Here is a 19,327-nt window from a genome sequence, read left to right on the forward strand (position 1 = left end):
TAATAAATAATATCAAATCGAGTAGTATTGGTACAATCTAATTTTGTATAGGTTTGGTCTTCAAGAATTAGAAAGATTGGAGTTTTTGCTAATATTAGTTTTATCCTCCAAAGGTGTATTTGATATTAATAGCTAATAGCTGAATGCTTACTTACAGAGTTAGGATTTAGGGGTGTTGTAAAAGAGATAGTCATTCATAATTATCCTTTAGTTTTTCTATCATAATTACCCCGTTTAGGTTCAATTTTTCTGCTCCATCAATCAATCGAAAATTTGGTACTTTTACGGTTCCCGATACATCAGTATCTAAAATTTTTCAAACCTTTATATCTAAATGCTGTGATATTTAATTAAGAAGCCCTACTTTAGGTAGGCATTCAGCTATTAGCAATAATACCTTATTTTTCATGAATATGAAGCCGACTTTTCGACTTTTGTAGTCAGGTTGAATTCTAGTTTAATAATATGGTTTTTATCACAAATCAAAATCATAGCTGATAGCTGAATGCTTACTACTTTAGAGCTTTGGCAAAAGTAAAAGTCAAAAATTTTTTCGTACATTTTTCTGAAAAATATTTTGTACGTTTTTAGCTTTGAGCTATTTACCGAATAATTAATAATTAGGGCTTGGTGATTTATTGGGAACCGTAACAGTCTTTTAGTAGCAGGGAGAAGCGAAAATCGGTGAATCCAGAATCCAGAAGGAACAAGGAATTACAGAAGAGGTAGGAGGAAGAATTATCCCTTGATTTTCTATCACAATTAGCCGATTTTTAGGGAACCGTAAATCCTAGAATTTTTAGCTTTCAAGACTTAAAAGCTGGTACTTTTTCACAACCTAAAAAAGCGCAAATATTTATCTATAAAGACTTTTCTATTTAATCAGCAAGACCTAATTAAATAATTAAATAATTCGCGCCTTGAAGCCTCCCCTTTAAAGAGGAAAAAGCAGTCATCAGCGGAGCTTCCCGTAGGGTGAGATTGATAAGTTCCCTAACCATTTATAATCTCCCCTTGAGAAATAAATTTTTTCCTTTTATTTAATCCTCTTCCTTCTAGGGAGAGGTAATTATCAATTATCCATTATTGAATTTAGCTTGAGATAAAAGCTTTATTAATTGAAGTAAATAGACAGCTACCTCTTTGCTATTCATGACTTCTGGAATAGTTATTTAATAAACTATTTTTTTGATAAAAATGGTGGTAATTTCCATAAATGGGGTTCAAATTCTGTGAGAGAATTAAGAATTTGATGAGCAGAATCAAATTCTTTTTTATCCATATCAGGATCGGGAACAATAACTACGGACATTCCGGCTGCTAAAGCAGCTTCCATTCCTGCTAAAGAGTCTTCAAATACTAAACATTTTTCTGGGGAAACATTTAATCTTTCAGCAGCTATTAAAAAAATATCTGGCGCTGGTTTTCCTTGTTTAATACTTGGATCGTCTCCTCTAACAATATAATCAAATAATTGGAACCATTCTTGATGATTTTTGGTTTTTAAATTGAATGGTTCATGGGAGGAACTGGTGGCTACTGCTTGAGGAATTTTATGTTGATATAAATGTTGAGTAAGACGAACTGCACCTGGCATTGGTTTAGCATTAGGAAAGCGTTGATATGTGAGATTATTTCTTTGTTGAAGATAATTTTCGGGAGTAACAGGTAGTTCTAATAGTTCTACAATTTTTCTGGCAGAATCTATAGATTTTCTACCAGTAATTTGACATTTTATATGTTTGTCGAAAATTTTGCCGTAACGGCTAGTTAATTCTTGGTTTACTTCAGCATGAATTGATTCTGTATCTAAAAGTAAACCATCTAAATCATAGATAATATGGCTAATGTTTGGAAAATTATTCATTTTTTTTAGTGAATAGGGAATAGGGAGTAGGGAGTAGGGAGTAGGGAGCATAAGTTATAGTTCTGAAAATAGAAAATAAGAAAAATAACTGTACATCTATCATAATAATAATTCAGCTATTAGCCGTCAACTAGCCTCCTGGGTCTGAACTTCGTTAACAGCAATAATATCCAAACCTTAAGGAGAGGTTTTAAATAAAAATAACCTTTAAAGTAACCTTTGATAATAATATTTAATTCGCCTCAATTAAATATTGCTTTTATCTAAAACTAAAATAAATAGAGTTTGCTGAAAAAGTCTTTTTGCCAATATCTAGAGTAGGGAGATTGTATACAACTTCCTTACATAGTGAAGCTTTATGGGTTTATTTTTCAGGAAGATTTTTATACACAAATCAAATAGGAAATAGGATTACTATATTTGCAGAGGATAACCTAGAAAAACCTGACAAATAAAACCTAATATCTAATAGTTATCTAGTAAGTATTCAGTCGTGAACAAACAGCATTCAGCTATTTATTTTAGTTTTAAATAAAAGCTTTATTAGTTGAGGCAAATAGAATCTTAATATCAAAGTCAACTTTAAAGGCTATATTCATTTAAAGCTATTTTAAGGTTTAGATAGGATTTGCTGAATGCGAACCCATTCCGCAGGAAGAGCTGACGGCTAATAGCTGAATACTTACTCTAGTTAACTAACAATAATAGTTTCATAGATTATTTTAGTAAAGTGTTTTAAATCAGGAGTTTTCATACCAACAATTTTAGCTTGGTCATCCCAAATTATTAATTTTACAGCATCTTCTACATAAGGTTGCTGAATAAATTCGGTTGCAGTTTCATTAGAAAATATTCCACTTTGTAATTATAAACTTATTTTAGAAGCTGGAGATAAGGTTGCAAAATAATCAGGTTTTGTTGCACAAAGATAATGTTTAGCATCAACATGAAGTCTAATTGCTTCTGTTACAGTTTCTCCAAATAAATGTTTTAATATTTTATACTATGATATTCGTGATGGTTATTAATTACTTTATTTTCTGCATCTTCTCCTAAGTCGAGAATTAGATGTCCGAGGTCGTGAAATAAGCAAGATATTATTAGTTCATTATTTGCTTTTGTTTGTTCTGCTAAAGTTGCATATTGGAGGGCGTGTTCTAGTTGAGTAACTCCTTCTTGACTATATTGGGAATGATCTTTAGAAGAGAGAGTTGTCAGCATTGTTTCAATATCTCGTTTCATGTTGATTTTGTGTTAGGGAATTACTAAAAAATTAATTCTTAGGAGTTGGTTCAATAGATTGATTACTCATTTAATTTGTGTCAGAGCCAATCAAAATTATACTGTGATTTTTAGATTATTTTTAGTAGTTCATAAAGATAAAGTAGAGGGAAAGAATTGAGCAGTTCTTTGGGATGATTAATTTTATTTTTTATTATTGGAGATGCCTAATGATTGACTAAAACTATTGTGCAGTAGTTAATTTTTTAGATTTTAGATAAAGTTAGTAGGTTAGCGATCGCTTCATTTCGACTTAATTGATAATTAATTTAATAGGAATTAGGCAAAGCTACTATATATAGAGTTAAAAAACTATTGCACCATAGTTTTAAGCACCATATATATGGTTGCTGCTTAAGTCCTAATTAATTGATAGTTAATTTAATAATAATTAGGCAAAGGTACTATATATAGAGTTAAAAAACGATTGTACAATAGTTTTAAGCACCATATATATGGTTACTGCTTAAGTCCTATGATAATTATTTCAACTGTTGTACAATAGTTAATTTTTTAGATTTTACAGGACTTACGCAACGACCCTGGATATGGTGCTTAAAACCCCATGCGCAATAGTTTTTTTTAACTCTATATTAGTACCTTTTCGTAAGTTCTGTTTTAGATAAAATCAAGTGGGGTATTGAACCTCTCTCTACCTCTAACTTCTAACTTCTACTGTAAAAGTTCAAGCAACACGAAAACCATTAACAACTACCGAAGTTAAATGAGGAACAATTCCATCATCATAAACTGTAATTAAATCAGCACATTTACCAACTTCCAAACTTCCTCTATCCTCAAACAAATTAATAGTTTTAGCCGGATTAGTTGTCACTAACTTCATAGTTTCATAAACAGGTTTATTAGTTTTATGACTAATCAAAAAAACAGACTGTAATAAACTCCGAGGCACATAATCTGAAGAAATTACATCAACTAAATTTTGCTCTACTAATTCTATAGCTGATACATTACCAGAATGGGAACCACCTAAAACTAAAGTAGGCGCACCCATCAAAACTTTTAATCCATAATTATGAGCCGCTTTTGCAGCAGTTAAAGTTGTGGGAAATTCCGATAATACTGCACCATTTTCGACAGCTTCTTCCACATGATTTATTGTCGCATCATCGTGAGAAGCTAAAGATATTTTGTGTTCTTTTGCTATATCAACTAAACCTTGACGATTTTTAGCAGCATATTGTTTTTGAATATCCTGACGATAACCAATAAAATTCTTCATTTCTGCCTCACTAATTCCATATTTCCCCATATAATATTCTTTATATTTTTCTATACTCACAAATTGTCTTTGACCAGGAGTATGATCCATTAAAGACATGAGAGAAAGAAGAGGATTAGCTGCATATTGTTCGGCAAAATTACAGATACCTTCAAAAGAAATTTCACAACGTAAATGTAGACGATGATTTGTCAAAAGTTTGCCAGATTTTTGCCTCTCAAAAATAGTTTCAATCATACTACCAAAATCTTTAAGTCTAACAGAATTTGGTTTAATATCTCCAATAGCAATTGCATCACAAACTGTAGTAATTCCAGAACTAATTAAGTCACGGTCGTGATAGGATACTGCTGCGGTTAAAGGCCATTTAATTCCAGGGCGAGGAGAAACACATCTTTCTAAATTGTCTGTATGAAGTTCTATCAATCCAGGCATTAAATATTCTCCTCCACCATTTTGACCAGTATTAACAATTCCTGGTTGAATTTCGGCAATTTTACCATCACGAACTAATTTCTTGGTCTGGTAATTGTAGTCGGTAGTTTGTGTAAATTTGTTCGTTCATGGTTATTTAATTAATAGTTAATTTTGAGTTAACAGATTAGAACTTTCAGTTTTTCTATAGTATATCTCTGAGGATTAGAATATCAACTTTTTGCCAGAGAAGAAATAGTCATAGAAATAATAAATAATCAAATGAATAAATCGTAGGTGGTTTGGTTTCCCAACCCAAGTTAAAATTAGTAGAAAATATCTCATCCCTAAAATTTTTTCAGAAGTTATTTACGATTATCATAGCCATCCTAAATAGGTAACAATATTTGAGATAACGGTTTCTAAATAAAACCCATTTATTCTTTTGGTTTAGAGATTAGAGTTTGGTTTCCCAACCCAAGTTAAAATTAGTAGAAAATATCTCATCCCTAAAATTTTTTCAGAAGTTATTTACGATTATCATAGCCATCCTAAATAGGTAGCAATATTTCCTCTAACAGTTTCCAAATAAAACCCATTTATTCCTTTGGTTTAGAGATTAGAGTTTGGAGACCAAACCCCTACAGTTTTATATCACAAATCACTGACGATTATTATAGCTAAATGCTTACCCGATAGATTTCATAACTTACTAACAAATTAATAACTTGAATTTTCAATATTTGTACCTCAATATATGTTAAAATTTAGCAGATGTTTTGATGTATTTATTTAGATGATAGTACATATTGTTTTATTCAAGTGGCAACCAGATACTTCACCAGAAACTATTGCTTCAGTTATGTCAGCGATAAGAGGAATGAAAGGAAAAGTTCCAGAAATAATTGATTTATCTTGTGGGGATAATTTTTCCGAACTTTCTCAAGGATTTCAAAATGGTTTAGTAGTTCAAGTTAAGGATAAAGCTGCTCTTGATGGTTATGCTAAAAATCCTGTTCATCAAGCAATTATTAAGACTTTAATTAAGCCAATTTTGGCAGATAAAATTACTGTTGATTATGAAATTTAAGAAATAAGACATAAACTCAATAAATTCTTAGAGGGTACCTTTTCTGGCGGATACCATTTCTCAAAAGTAATGCTATACTTGGAAGGTGGTAAAAATAACTAAAAAAACCACAAAAGCTAGTTAACAATACAATTACGTCAATAAATAGTATTTAGAGATAGAAAACCCAAGCATAGCAAAGTTTTTGAGAATAGGTATTACAGGGGTATGTTTTTGGGAATTAAGGGATAATAGGGATCGGAGAAAGTAGACAAGGAGGCATTAAATTAGAAACATTAAAACTTAATATCTGCCTTTTTTTTCTCTGGTCTCGTTGATTTTTTTTAGAAAAAAGGTTTGCGGAAAAGCTTACTCCTCAATAAGGTTTTTATGTAACTTGTCACCCCTTCAGGTTCCAAAAGTAAACCTATTTCAATAATGTATAATTGATCATGTATAACTGATAATTACCTTTCCCTAAAAGATTGAATAAAAGGAAAAAATTTATTTCTCAAGGGGAGATTAGATATGTGGTTTTCGGCGCTTTTTCCCCTTGAAAGGGAAGGCTTAAAGGGGGTAATTATTTAATTATTTAATGTATTAATTCTTTTGAAAAAAATAGAGATTTCATATAGTTATAAAAAATAAAAATTTTACGCAGTATATATATATTTATATACTATCTATAGTAACAAGCTTATCCATAGTTGCTTTATTCAATTTAATTGTCGATCCACTATACATATTTAGATTAGTAGAAATTGAAGGGTTTAATGCTTATAAACCCAAGATAGATACTTCCGGAATGCGGGTGACAAAATCCATTGATGTTGCTAAAAAAGATTATAATACATTAATATTAGGAACTTCTAGAGCTTTTAATGGATTAGATCCTTTAGCCGATATCTTAACTGAAAAATCTGCATACAATGCTAGTTTTAATTCTTCTAATATATATGAAATGCACAAAGTTTTTCAGCTATCTTTGCATAATAAAAATCTGAAAACAATTATTATTTCTCTGGATTTTTTTGCTTTTTCAGATCATAAACAAGTGTCTGGAGATTTTAGAATTTCTAGATTTGCTACAAAATACTTTTTGCTACTCAATTTACATCAACTAATATCTCTTCAAAATTTCCAATATTCCCTAGAAACAATTAAATTTAACTTGAAAGGTATTTATACAAGACAATTTTATACAAAACAAGGATTTAGACAAGTTAAAGATGAGTATATTCCTCATCGAGAGCTTTTTATCAAACAAAGTAATGAGTATTTTAATACCTATTCAATTTTTTCCTATAGTCAAGAAAGATTTATTTTATTTAAAGAAATACTTGAAAAATGTCATCAAAATAATATTCAAGTTTATCTATTTATCTCTCCTATTCATGCTCGTCAGTTAGAAATTCTAAGAGTTATGAATAAATATGTTCTTTTTGAACAATGGAAAAGAGATTTAGTAGATATTGTTGAGGAGGCAAATCAAGAATATTCTAATCAAGCTCCATTCTTGCTTTTTGATTTTACAGGTTATAACAGTATCACAACTGAATCAATTCCTGTTAAAGATAGTCAAGAACAAATGAAATGGTACACAGAGTCATCTCATTATAAAAAAGAACTTGGTAATTTAGTATTAGATATTATTTTAAATTATCCATCAATAAATAATGATATTTATGATAATTTTGGAATAGTAATAAACAATAATAATATTGAATCTCATTTAGCTAATATTCGTATTCAGCAAAGAAAATATCACAAAAATTTTCCTAATGAATTGATAGAAATTGAGAACTTATCAAATCAAAAAAAAAAGATTAGTAAATAAATAAATAGTCGTCATGCAAAGCTTCCCTTTATTCTGAGGTATATAGCTAGTAGGGAAGATGCTCACAATACAATGATGAAGCAGCTTTATAGGAAAACTGTATGGGATAAATTTCCTCAATGTTGTGATTTGTAAGACAGCAATATTACTACTCTAAAAATTTAGCAATTAATTTTTGCTTAGCCTCTAACTTTTTGCTATTAACTTCTTCTCATTCCTTTTAAATATCAGACTTCAAATAATTTTTGATTTCTAGCAATATACTTGTATCACTATCATCACCACTTTCTAAGTCCCCTAATATAACTCAATCTTCCTAGTCTAAAAATTACAGATTTATGGTATTCATAATTCATTTTTAGACTGCCAAAGAATAATGGTATTAAAATTAAAAAAATTAGTAAAGGTAAAATAGCTAACATTGTGATATTTTGAGTTAGTTTTATTGTTAAGTATTCAGCTATTAGCTATCAGCAATAATATCATGTCCGTTTAAATAGTTATCATTAGGAACAAAAAATATTTATTCCATCCCAGGCAAACCCAGAAACCCGTTACGAGCGTAGATGTTTATTGTTAAAAAAAATGATTTTAGAAACCGGGTTTCTTTGCGTAAATCCTAATAATATTAAGACCATGTTTTTTGAAGAAGATTTAACTTTTGCTTGACGAAACAAAAGCTGATTGCTAACACTTGAATGCTGAATGCTTACGAAAAGACTTTTGACTTTTAAATATTGACTAACGTGATTATCTAAAGTTCATATTAAAGTTAAGCACCCTCTACCTAAAGTCTCAATAAAATAAAAGTTAGGCATATTCAGAATAAAAGTAAAGTTACCTTTGCAACTTAGCCTATTGAGGAATTAAATATGGTAAACGCCCAAACTGGGGAAGACCTCCACATTCGTCTGGAGGAAACACAGTTATTAGACCGTGATTGTACAACCCTATCACGTCATGTCCTTCAGCAACTTCACAGTTTCTCAGGAGACGCTCAAGATATTAGCGCTTTGATGAATCGAATTGCTTTAGCAGGCAAATTAATCGCTCGTCGCTTAACTCGCGCTGGATTAGTCGAAGATGCTTTAGGATTTACTGGCACAGTTAATGTCCAGGGAGAATCCGTCAAAAAGATGGATATCTATGCCAATGATGTATTTATCTCCGTATTTAAGGAAAGTGGCCTTGTTTGTCGCTTGGCATCCGAGGAGATGCAAAAACCCTATTATATTCCCGAAAATTGTCCAATTGGTCGCTATACCCTACTTTACGATCCCTTAGATGGTTCTTCCAATCTTGACATAAATCTCAATGTAGGGTCTATTTTTTCAATTCGCCAACAAGAAGGCAATGATGAAGATGGTACTGCCCAAGATTTACTCCAAAGTGGACGTAAACAGATTGCTGCTGGTTATATTTTGTATGGCCCTAGCACAATGTTGGTATATTCAATCGGCCAAGGAGTCCACGCATTTACTCTAGACCCTAGTTTGGGTGAGTTTATTCTGACTAATGAGAATATTAAAATTCCCGACCACGGTCCAGTCTATAGTGTGAATGAAGGTAACTTTTGGCAGTGGGATGATTCTATCCGGGAGTATATTCGCTATGTTCATCGCCATGAAGGTTATACTGCTCGTTATGGTGGAGCCTTGGTTGGGGATTTCCATCGAATTTTATACCAAGGTGGGGTGTTTTTATATCCAGGTACGGTGAAAAAGCCTAGTGGAAAATTACGTTTACTATATGAATCAGCACCGATGGCTTTTTTAATCGAACAAGCAGGTGGGAGAGCTAGTACAGGAAAAGAAGAAATATTGGATGTAGTGGCAGGAGAACTGCATCAACGCACACCTTTGATTATTGGTAGTAAGGAAGATGTGGCACTTGTTCAGTCTTTTATTAAAGAACAAGAACGCATTTCTCAAGAAAAGAGGGAGTAAGTAGGGAGTAGGGGAGTAGGGAAGAGTAAATGATAATTTCGTATGGGAGAATTGATTTCCTGTTAAAATTTTTGGAGATGTCTATTGAAATTAGGTTATGGGCAAGATTTATGTACGCGAATCCAGAAACCAGGTTTTTCCTGGGTGTTGATTCTCAAAAACAATGACTTACTGTAGAAACTGGGTTTCTTTGCCTAAACCCCGATAAAATTTAAAGTTGTTGTAAGCAACATAAAGATTTCATAAAGATCTACATATCTAGATGAGAAACTGTGTTTATTGCTCTGTTGTGATTGAAACTACAAAACTTTTCTCATAAACTCGGTTTCTGCCTAAGTCTACTGAAGACAATACTAAAGAAATTTTGAATACTTGCAGTAGTACGCAACAGCTTAGTTATCCTTGAAGAGGTAACGTTATATGTAACTTTTCCTAAGTTGCGAAATTTAGGGAATTCTGAAAATCATCTGTTCAGCTTTATGGTTATGAGCCATTATATTTTCGTAGAAAGTTGCACATCCCTTGAGGTAGTTAACAAGCAACAGAAAAGATTTTAAGTTCTCGGTTTCAAAGGAATGCTCTTTGCTTTTCTTGTTGATTTTTTCTCGAAATATCCCTATTTGTATAGCACTACTGCATTGTTTCATCTTAAATGGTGCATTACTTTTTGGCTGTGTCTAGACAAGGAAAACAAGGAAGACAAGGAGGCAAGGAAGACAAGGAGGCAAGAGAGAAAATCACTCTGCACAGTTTTAGATGCAACGGTCTACTACCATTCTTTAGAACTATCTAAAGGTACAAAAAACTCTAACAGAAAATACTAGAAATTAAGGTAAAATAACTATGACAACTAATCATTTGCTAGAAATAGAAGACTTAGGTCAAAGTATTTGGATGGATAATCTAAGTCGCAATATTATTGAGTCGGGAGAACTCAAAAGCATGATTACTGACAAAGGTATTCGTGGTATTACTTCTAACCCCGCAATCTTTGAAAAGGCGATCGCTGGTAATGCTATTTATGATGCGGATATTGAAGCTGGTATTAGTGCTGGTAAGTCAGTGATGGAAATATATGAGTCTCTTGTGTTTAAGGATATTCGTGATGCTTGTGATATTTTCATGCCAGTTTATGAAAAGACTGAAGGTTTAGATGGTTATATTAGTATAGAAGTTCCACCAACTATTGCTAAAGATACAGAAAGTACCATTAGTGAAGCACTTCGTTATTATACTGCTATTGGTCGTGAAAACCTAATGATTAAAATTCCTGGTACACCAGAAGGTTTACCAGCAGTAACGCGAGTTATTAGTGAGGGTATCAATGTCAACGTTACTTTGTTGTTCTCCGTAGAAAGTTATATAAATACAGCTTGGGCATATATTGAAGGTTTAGAAGCTAGAGCTGCTAAAGGAGAAGATATTAGTAAAATAGCTTCTGTGGCAAGTTTCTTCCTAAGTCGAATTGATAGTAATATTGATGGTACTATTACTAGCAAACTTAAGGATGTCACAGATGAAACTGTTAAGGCAAAACTAGAAGCAGTAAAAGGAAAAGTAGCGATCGCTAATGCTAAAATTGCTTATCAAGAATACAAAAACATTATTCAAAGCGAGCGTTGGAAAGCTTTATCAGCAAAAGGGGCAAAAGTACAACGACTATTATGGGCAAGCACTAGCACTAAAGACCCAAGCTATAGTGATGTCATGTATGTTGATGAATTAATAGGACTTAATACAGTTAATACTTTGCCTCCCCAAACTATTGATGCTTGTTTCGATCATTGTGATGTTGACAACCGAGTTGAGACAAACATTGAAGCAGCAAGGGAAGTTATAGAAAGTCTCAAAGACCCAGATATTGATATCAATATTGACCAGGTGATGGAGCAACTTCTAGGAGAAGGAATTGATAAATTTGTCAAACCTTTCACTTCTTTAATTAATTCTCTAGAAGAGAAAGTTAAAAAATTAGCACCTGTTTCCAACTAATTAAATTTAGAAATTTGTAGTAGGAAATTTGTAGGGTGCGTTTCTGCGCTTGAGCGGACATAAAAAGACGGCTTAACTATAAACTATGAAAAAGATTTAGGAATCCGTCGTTACGCACCATCTTAAGTTTTTCAATATATATTAAGATGGTGCGTTAAACTTAGTTTTTTCCTTTCCTCCGGAATGCTTAGCAAACGGAATGCTGCCTCTTGTAGAGGAGCTGCGCTAACGCAAACATTTCCCGCAGCGTTTTCCTGACGGAATGCTACGCAAATATGTCGGCTCTTAGCGGAAAATACACTCTACTGGACTGTTTCATCTTAAGATGTAGGTTGGGTTGTAGCTTGCTTCCACGCAGCGGTTCAGAGTGAAACAAAAAAAACCTTACTAATGTTGGGTCTCGTACCATGCTACGCAACCCTAACAAGAACAACCCAACCTACGGCTAAATCTTGAAACTCATCCAGAAATTATCAACTCTTTCTTCCTGTTCCCTGTTCCCTGTTCCCTGTTCCCTGTTCCCTCTTTATAACTGAATAAATGGTAGCATTATTAGAAAATCCTTTACGGGTTGGATTACAACAAGACCGGGTTCCCGAACCACAAATTCTGATTATTTTTGGTGCATCCGGTGACTTAACCCAAAGAAAACTGGTTCCTGCATTATATCAAATGAAGCTCGAACGGAGACTCCCCCCCGAACTAACAATAGTCGGAGTCGCCCGCAGAGAATGGAGCCATGATTATTTCCGCGAACAAATGCGGACTGGTATACAAGACTTTGGGGGTGGTTTACAATCTGAAGATATCTGGAATGATTTTGCCAAAGGACTTTTTTACTGCTCTGGAAACATAGACAAACCAGAAGATTATCAGAAACTCAAAGAATTTTTAGCTGAACTGGATGAAGAGAGGGGTACGCGAGGTAATCGTGTATTTTACTTATCGGTAGCACCCCGCTTTTTTGGGGAAGCTACTCAACAGTTAGGGGCAGCCGGAATGTTAGCTGACCCCAAAAAGCAAAGATTAGTTATTGAAAAACCTTTTGGTAGAGACCTTAGTTCTGCTCAGGTACTGAATAAAGTTGTCCGTCAAGTTTGCCCGGAAGAGCAAATATATCGCATTGACCATTATCTGGGTAAAGAAACTGTGCAAAACTTAATGGTATTTAGATTTGCTAATGCCATTTTTGAACCTTTGTGGAATCGTCAATTTGTCGATAACGTGCAAATTACTGTGGCAGAAACAGTAGGATTAGAAGGACGTGCTGGATATTATGAAACATCTGGCGCTCTGCGGGATATGGTACAAAACCACCTGATGCAGTTATTTTCTTTGACAGCAATGGAACCTCCTAACTCCCTAGATGCTGACAGTATTCGCAACGAAAAAGTGAAAGTAGTTCAGGCAACTCACTTGGCAGATTTAGAACGGTTAGAATATTCAGCAACTCGTGGTCAGTATACAGAGGGTTGGATGAAAGGTAAAAATGTTCCAGCTTATCGGGAAGAGGGTGGAGCAGATTCTAATTCAACAACACCTACTTATGCAGCACTGAAACTGAATATTGATAACTGGCGTTGGAAAGGAGTACCATTCTATTTGCGGACTGGGAAGCGAATGCCAAAAAAAGTCTCGGAAATTGCGATTCAGTTTAAAGAAGTTCCATATTTGATGTTCCAGTCCGCAGCTAAACAAGCAAACCCCAATGTTTTGGCTTTGCGCATCCAACCTAATGAGGGGATATCTATGCGTTTTGAAGTGAAAACACCAGGTAGTTCTTTGCGGACTCGCTCGGTAGATATGGATTTCCGTTACGATACTGCTTTTGGTAAACCAAGTACAGATGCTTATAGTCGTTTATTGATTGATTGTATGTTAGCAGATCAAACTTTGTTTACTCGTGGTGATGAAGTGGAAGCATCTTGGCGAGCATTAACACCAATACTTAGTATTTGGGATGCTCCGGCTCCACCAGATGCAATACCTCTTTATGAAGCAGGTAGTTGGGGACCAGTTGAGGCAGAACTTTTGTTGAATCGAGATGGTCGTCGTTGGCGCAGACTTTAAAGCAGTTATTCAGTGAACAGTTATCAGTTATCCGCTAAAACCTGTAGCACAGGTATCTTGCCTCTAATAACCGTAACTGTAGCACAGGTGTCTTGCCTGTAATCAAGGTAAATATAGCACAGGGTCTTGACCTGTAAAAACGTAAATGTAGTACAGGCATCTTGCCTGTAATCAAGGTAAATGTAACACAGGCATCTTGCCTGTAATCAAGGTAAATATAGCACAGGCATCTTGCCTGTAATTAAGGTAAATGTAATACAGGCATCTTGCCTGTAATTAAGGTAAATGTAACACAGGCATCTTGCCTGTAATTAAGGTAAATATAGCACAGGGTCTTGACCTGTAAAAACGTAAATGTAACACAGGCATCTTGCCTGTAATCAAGGTAAATACAACACAGGGTCTTGACCTGTAAAAACGTAAATGTAGCACAGGCATCTTGCTGGTTACAGCCGAGAAGGCTGTGTTACAATAAATTGGTGACACGGGTATCTTGCTGGTTACAGCCTAGAAGGCTTACAATAAATTGGTGACACGGGTATCTTCCTGGTTACAGCCTAGAAGGCTTACAATAAATTGGTGACACGGGTATCTTCCTGGTTACAGCCTAGAAAGCTTACAATAAATTGGTGACACGGGTATCTTCCTGGTTACAGCCTAGAAAGCTTACAATAAATTGGTGACACAGGTATCTTGCTGGTTAGAGCCTGGAAGGATGTGTTACAATAAATGAAAACCACTTTAGCTGATAACTTATAACTGATAACTGATAACTGATAACTAATAACTGATATTATGATGACAACACTTGTTGCCTTACAACAACCAAAAGATATTTCTCTCAGTGAAATTGAAGCAGAACTCAATAAAATCTGGCTTAGTCAAGGTGGAGGCAAAGCTGCTCCCATTGCTACCAGAGCTGCAACTTTTAGTATGGTCATCTATGCACCCGAAGAATGCCAACAACTTTTAGCTGGTTTGGGATTCTACAAAGGTGAAATAGATGGTTTTAATGGAAGAAGAAGTCGTGAAGCTATCAAAGAGGCTCAAAAAACTTATAAATTACCAATCACAGGTAGACTAGACTCCGAAACCCTCAGTAAGTTACGTTCCGAGTGGGCAGCAAAATTACCCGAAGACCAACAATTCTCCAATCTGGATATTAGGGGTTCTGATATTAGTGAAGCGATCGCTAGTCAAAATCCCTGTAGAATTATCATATTATGTCCTACCTTTGGAGAGGATACAGGGGTAACAGCTCAAGTTTCTGCTTATTGCCCCATTCAGAAAAAGGAGTCTTCCTTAATTTGTTGTGAATATATTGCCTTACGGGGAACCAAAGAAGCACTGGAACGGATGGGAGACGTAGTTACATCATTAATGGTTCCCGATTTACCTAAATTTGTTTGGTGGAAAGCTACTCCTAACCCAGAACAAGAACTTTTCCGTCGCCTGTCTGAAAATAGCAATTGCATTATTGTGGATTCATCTTATTTTAGCAATCCAGAATCAGAATTTCTGAAAATGGAGGAGTTGATTGAAAATGAAACTTATATTGCTGACTTAAACTGGCATCGAATATCTGCATGGCAAGAGTTAACCGCTGCTACTTTTGACCCACCAGAACGTCGGGCTTCTCTGGGTGAAATTGACATAATTACTCTTGATTATGAAAAAGGGAACCCCGCTCAAGCATTAATGTTTTTAGGTTGGTTCGCTAGTCGTCTTAATTGGCAACCTCAAACTTATACTGCAAATGGTGGTGATTATGATATTACCCATATTAAGTTTATCGGTCCTAATGGTAAGGAGATTTTAGCAGAGTTAGCAGCTATTCCCACTGCTGACTATGGGGAAATTCCTGGAGATTTAGTGGGTGTACGTTTAGATTCGAGTAATCCGAATACAGATTGTTGTACTATTTTGTGTTCTGAAACTACTGGTTGTATGAGATTAGAAGCGGGTGGTAGTGCCCAGTCTTGTCGGACAGAGCAGGTAAGTGCTTTAAGCGATCAGAAGGCGGAATATTTGATGGCTCAACAGTTACAACGTTGGGGAAGAGAGGTTTTGTATGAAGAGAGTTTAGCTGTAACTACTGAAATTATCAAGTTGCGTTAATTTTGGTAGTATAGAGCAGATTTGATGGGTAGGGGTTTGGTCTCCAAACCCCCTTTTAGTCAGCAGGACTAATATCATGTCCAGATAATTAGTGAGAAAAAAACTTGGTCCTCCTACCTCCTAGCAGGGGTTGGGGTTGGGTTGATATCAAATCCACTAGCTTTAGACAATAAGTTTGTAGAGGGTTTGGAGACCAAACCCCTACGGTCTTGAATTCTACCGATACTACCGGATTTGATATTAGGGGTGGGTTCCACATTCCCTACCCTCCCGACACTCTACTTTTTTCAGCAAACCATAACTAGGGGTTTGGAGACCAAAACACTACAGTTTTGATCACAAATCATTATACTTAAACATTAGGGGTTTGGAGACCAAAACACTACAGTTTTGATCACAAATCATTATACTTAAACAATATTAGCGATTAATCTATAACCAGTGGCACTGCTACCTACTGGAAATACTTCTAAATAATAAATGCCAGGATCTAAAGAAGTTTGAATCACCTCTGGTTGAATATCATCCGCATTTGATTGGTTAATCAGTTCTTCATTTTCTCCATACAATTTAATTCCCAAGTTTTGCACGAAACCATCTACAAAAATACTCACTAAACCTTCTTTCTTGACTCGGAAACGATAAAAATCTTCTGTATCTCGGTCGTTCGTTCCTGTGAGTAAGCCAATATTATCAACTCTGGAAGTTTGCTCTAGGGAAAGAAATCCTAGATTAGTAGCATCTGCAAACTCCTCTGATGTATCTCCTTGTCCTGGATTTTGTGAATTTTGAGTTTGTGTATCATTATCGCGAATAGTTCCTATTCCCTTTCTGTCTGACAACTGAGCATTTCTGGGTTTGCTGAGATTTACCTGAAACTTCTCATTATTTTCATCATTGGTATCTCCTAGGATAGGAATACTGACTGTCTTTTTCTTTTGCCCTGGTTTAAATGTCAGAACTCCGTTTTGCTTCTGATAATCTTTTCCCGATCTAGCACTGCCATCTTTTGTGGCATAATTAACTTTGACTGTTTGACTGCTGGAGTTGTCTAATTTTACTTCAAATTCCATATTTTTCCGACCTCTGTTTCCTTCGGTTACTTTGGCGTCGCCGATGGATATTTTGGGAGTGGGAGGTTCGTCGTTATCAATGATGGTTCCTATAGCTTGTTTATCCTGGAGTTCCGCATTTCGAGGTTTGCTGAGATTGACTTTAAATTTTTCGTTCTTTTCGTCGCGCTTATCTCCAATGATGGGAACTGGGATAGTTTTTTCGGTTTGTCCTGGTTGGAAGGTAAGGGTTCCTTTTGTCTGTTTGTAGTCTTGGTTAACTTTTGCGGTTTGGTTAGCTGTGGTGTAGTTGACTTTTACTATTTCGTCACTGGGGTTGTCTAGGGTGACTATGAATCTTGCGGTTTTGTTTTTGTTGCCTTCAGTTATTTTGGCGTCAGAGATGCTAATGTTGGGAGTGAAGTTTACGGGAGTTGTGTTGATGAGGATAGATACATCGTCTGAATATTCGTTTCCCACAGCTAGATCGGGAATGCCGTCTCCATTAAAATCTTCTGATGCTAATGGGTATGGTCCGTCTCCCACAGCAAAATTAATAGCTTGACTAAAACTACCATCACCTATTCCAGGTAATACTGATACATTGTCTGAACGCTGGTTCGCTACAGCTAGATCGGCAATGCCATCTTGATTAAAATCTTCTACTGCTACTGAGTATGGTCCGTCTCCCACATCAAAATTAATAGCTGTACCAAAACCACCAAAGCTTGTTCCTAATAATACTGATATGTTGTCTGAACTCCAGTTTCCTACAGCAAAATCAGCAATGCCATCTTGATTAAAATCCTCTACTGCTATAGATATTGGTCTGCTTCCCACATTATAGTTAGTAAGTTGACCAAAACTACCGTCACCTACTCCGGTTAACACTGATATGTTGTTTGAATTATTGTTTGCCACAACCAGATCGAAAATGCCATCTCTATTAAAGTCTCCTACTCCTATTGAGCGGGGGAAGGCTCCCACACGAAAGCTAGTAGCTCCACCAAAATTACCGTTACCTTCTCCCAGTAACACTTCTATTTCACCTCTAAAACTGCTACTATTGCCTGAACTCACAGCCAAATCAACAAAGCCATCTCGATTAAAATCTTCTGCTACTATTGAGTCAGTGCGGCCTCCTACATCAAAATTAGTAGCTGCACCAAAACTACCGTCAGCTATTCCGATTAACACTGATATTTCCTCTGACAACCTGTTTGCCACAGCCAAATCAGGAATGCCATCTCCATTAAAATCCTCTACTGCTAGTGAGTCAGGATCGCCTGCAACGTCAAAATTAATAGCTGCACCAAAACTACCAAAGCTGGTTCCTAATAATACTGATATGTTGCTGTTTGCCACAGCCAAATCGGCAATGCCATCTTGATTAAAATCTTCGACTGCTACCGCTGTAGGTGAGCTTCCCACGGTAAGACTACCAGCTAAATCGAAATCAATCGCCTGACTCGCCTCCACCTGAAACAACAAACTCCCATCCAAAATCTCTACCACATCATCCTCATCCCGAATTCGCAAAAGCTCCCATTCGCTCAAAGGCTCACCACTCACCAACCGTTCAAATATCTTACCCTCATCTCCAGCAGAATCTTCCTCATTGAGCAACCCATCCAAATAATGCCCAACCTCCTCCAACACCACATCCACCAAAATTCCATCTTCCGTTCCAGCCAATAAAGAATCAGCCAAATAAACCGTACCAGTCAAAACATCAAAACCACCAAGCGCCGGATTCATGTCCGCCGTCGGCAGAACCCGAAAATCGGGCAACCTTTCCCCAGCCAAAATATCTTCAATATAATCTCTAGCAGATTCTAGATTAACCTCTGAGCCAAAAGCCGTCTGCATATCCGTAGCGAAATCTGGGGCTAAGAGAAAATCCGCCAATTCATCGCGAACCTCAGTCCAGGCATCTTGAATAACGAGGTCTGTAGTTTCCGGACTTAGGTAACTTCCTGGCCAATACTCAATTTCCGGGAAGATGGAAATTGGCTCTACCAGGAGGCTTGGGTTGTCTTCAGGTAGGGGGTTGTCCATTTTGCCTTTGGGGGTTGATGTATTTTTTGTCAGTAATTATAGCAGCTTTATTTGGATTTTGTCTAGTATTAAACCCCTTTTTTTATCAATTTACAGTTTTAGATTTTAGATTAACTGGACGAGGACTCAGGGAAATTCTGAATAATACCCCTATCTGTAGAGGGCAAATGCCATTTGCCCCTACAAAAAATGGTCGTTATGGACTTGATACGCTAAAGCTTTATGCTGATAACTGATAACTGATAACTGAAATTGGCGATCGCTTCACAATTCAGTTTGGTTGACTATAAAATAAACTATTGTACAATAGTTTATTTTGAGAATCGAGACTGACGCAGAATATGAAAAATATGGTTATTTTTAGGGGTTAACGGCGATTC

10 protein-coding genes are annotated in these 19,327 nt (G+C 35.6%); 6 read left to right on the forward strand and 4 right to left on the reverse strand.

Going from position 1 to position 19,327, the window contains the following annotated elements; translation table 11 throughout:
• Positions 1-1,180: 1,180 nt before the first annotated feature.
• The 3 genes from VKJ25_RS20075 to phnM form a co-directional block, all read right to left on the reverse strand.
• Positions 1,181-1,867 (reverse strand): HAD-IA family hydrolase, encoded by a 687-nt coding sequence (locus VKJ25_RS20075; protein WP_324238411.1) that lies wholly within the window; start codon positions 1,865-1,867, stop codon positions 1,181-1,183.
• 990 nt (positions 1,868-2,857) lie between these two features.
• Complete coding sequence (locus VKJ25_RS20080; protein WP_324238412.1) at positions 2,858-3,109, reverse strand: HD domain-containing protein; 252 nt, start codon at positions 3,107-3,109, stop codon at positions 2,858-2,860.
• A 724-nt stretch (positions 3,110-3,833) separates the two neighbouring features.
• Entirely contained in the window at positions 3,834-4,886 is a 1,053-nt protein-coding gene (gene phnM / locus VKJ25_RS20085; RefSeq protein ID WP_324238425.1) for a phosphonate metabolism protein PhnM, read from the reverse strand.
• A gap of 715 nt (positions 4,887-5,601) precedes the next feature.
• Between phnM and VKJ25_RS20090 the strand changes: the two genes are divergently transcribed.
• The 6 genes from VKJ25_RS20090 (at position 5,602) to opcA (ending at position 15,837) form a co-directional block, all read left to right on the forward strand.
• Positions 5,602-5,895: a Dabb family protein gene (locus VKJ25_RS20090; RefSeq protein ID WP_324238413.1), complete on the forward strand. Its 294-nt coding sequence runs from the start codon at positions 5,602-5,604 to the stop codon at positions 5,893-5,895.
• Positions 5,896-6,685: 790 nt separating this feature from the next.
• Positions 6,686-7,711: a hypothetical protein gene (locus tag VKJ25_RS20095; RefSeq protein ID WP_324238414.1), complete on the forward strand. Its 1,026-nt coding sequence runs from the start codon at positions 6,686-6,688 to the stop codon at positions 7,709-7,711.
• 872 nt (positions 7,712-8,583) lie between these two features.
• Complete coding sequence (fbp, locus tag VKJ25_RS20100) at positions 8,584-9,657, forward strand: class 1 fructose-bisphosphatase (RefSeq protein ID WP_324238415.1); 1,074 nt, start codon at positions 8,584-8,586, stop codon at positions 9,655-9,657.
• A gap of 843 nt (positions 9,658-10,500) precedes the next feature.
• The gene (gene tal / locus VKJ25_RS20105) at positions 10,501-11,649 is read left to right on the forward strand and encodes a transaldolase (protein WP_324238416.1); all 1,149 of its coding nucleotides are present in this window, start codon (positions 10,501-10,503) and stop codon (positions 11,647-11,649) included.
• Positions 11,650-12,189: 540 nt separating this feature from the next.
• A complete protein-coding gene (gene zwf / locus VKJ25_RS20110) occupies positions 12,190-13,719 on the forward strand; it encodes a glucose-6-phosphate dehydrogenase (protein ID WP_324238417.1) in 1,530 nt (509 codons plus the stop codon).
• 795 nt (positions 13,720-14,514) lie between these two features.
• A complete protein-coding gene (opcA, locus tag VKJ25_RS20115; RefSeq protein WP_324238418.1) occupies positions 14,515-15,837 on the forward strand; it encodes a glucose-6-phosphate dehydrogenase assembly protein OpcA in 1,323 nt (440 codons plus the stop codon).
• A 410-nt stretch (positions 15,838-16,247) separates the two neighbouring features.
• Here the strand turns inward: opcA and VKJ25_RS20120 are convergent, their stop codons facing one another.
• Complete coding sequence (locus VKJ25_RS20120) at positions 16,248-18,947, reverse strand: FG-GAP-like repeat-containing protein (RefSeq protein ID WP_324238419.1); 2,700 nt, start codon at positions 18,945-18,947, stop codon at positions 16,248-16,250.
• Positions 18,948-19,327: the final 380 nt, after the last annotated feature.

Origin of the sequence: Okeania sp. (assembly GCF_035285525.1) — a bacterium.
Lineage (GTDB): Bacteria > Cyanobacteriota > Cyanobacteriia > Cyanobacteriales > Microcoleaceae > Trichodesmium.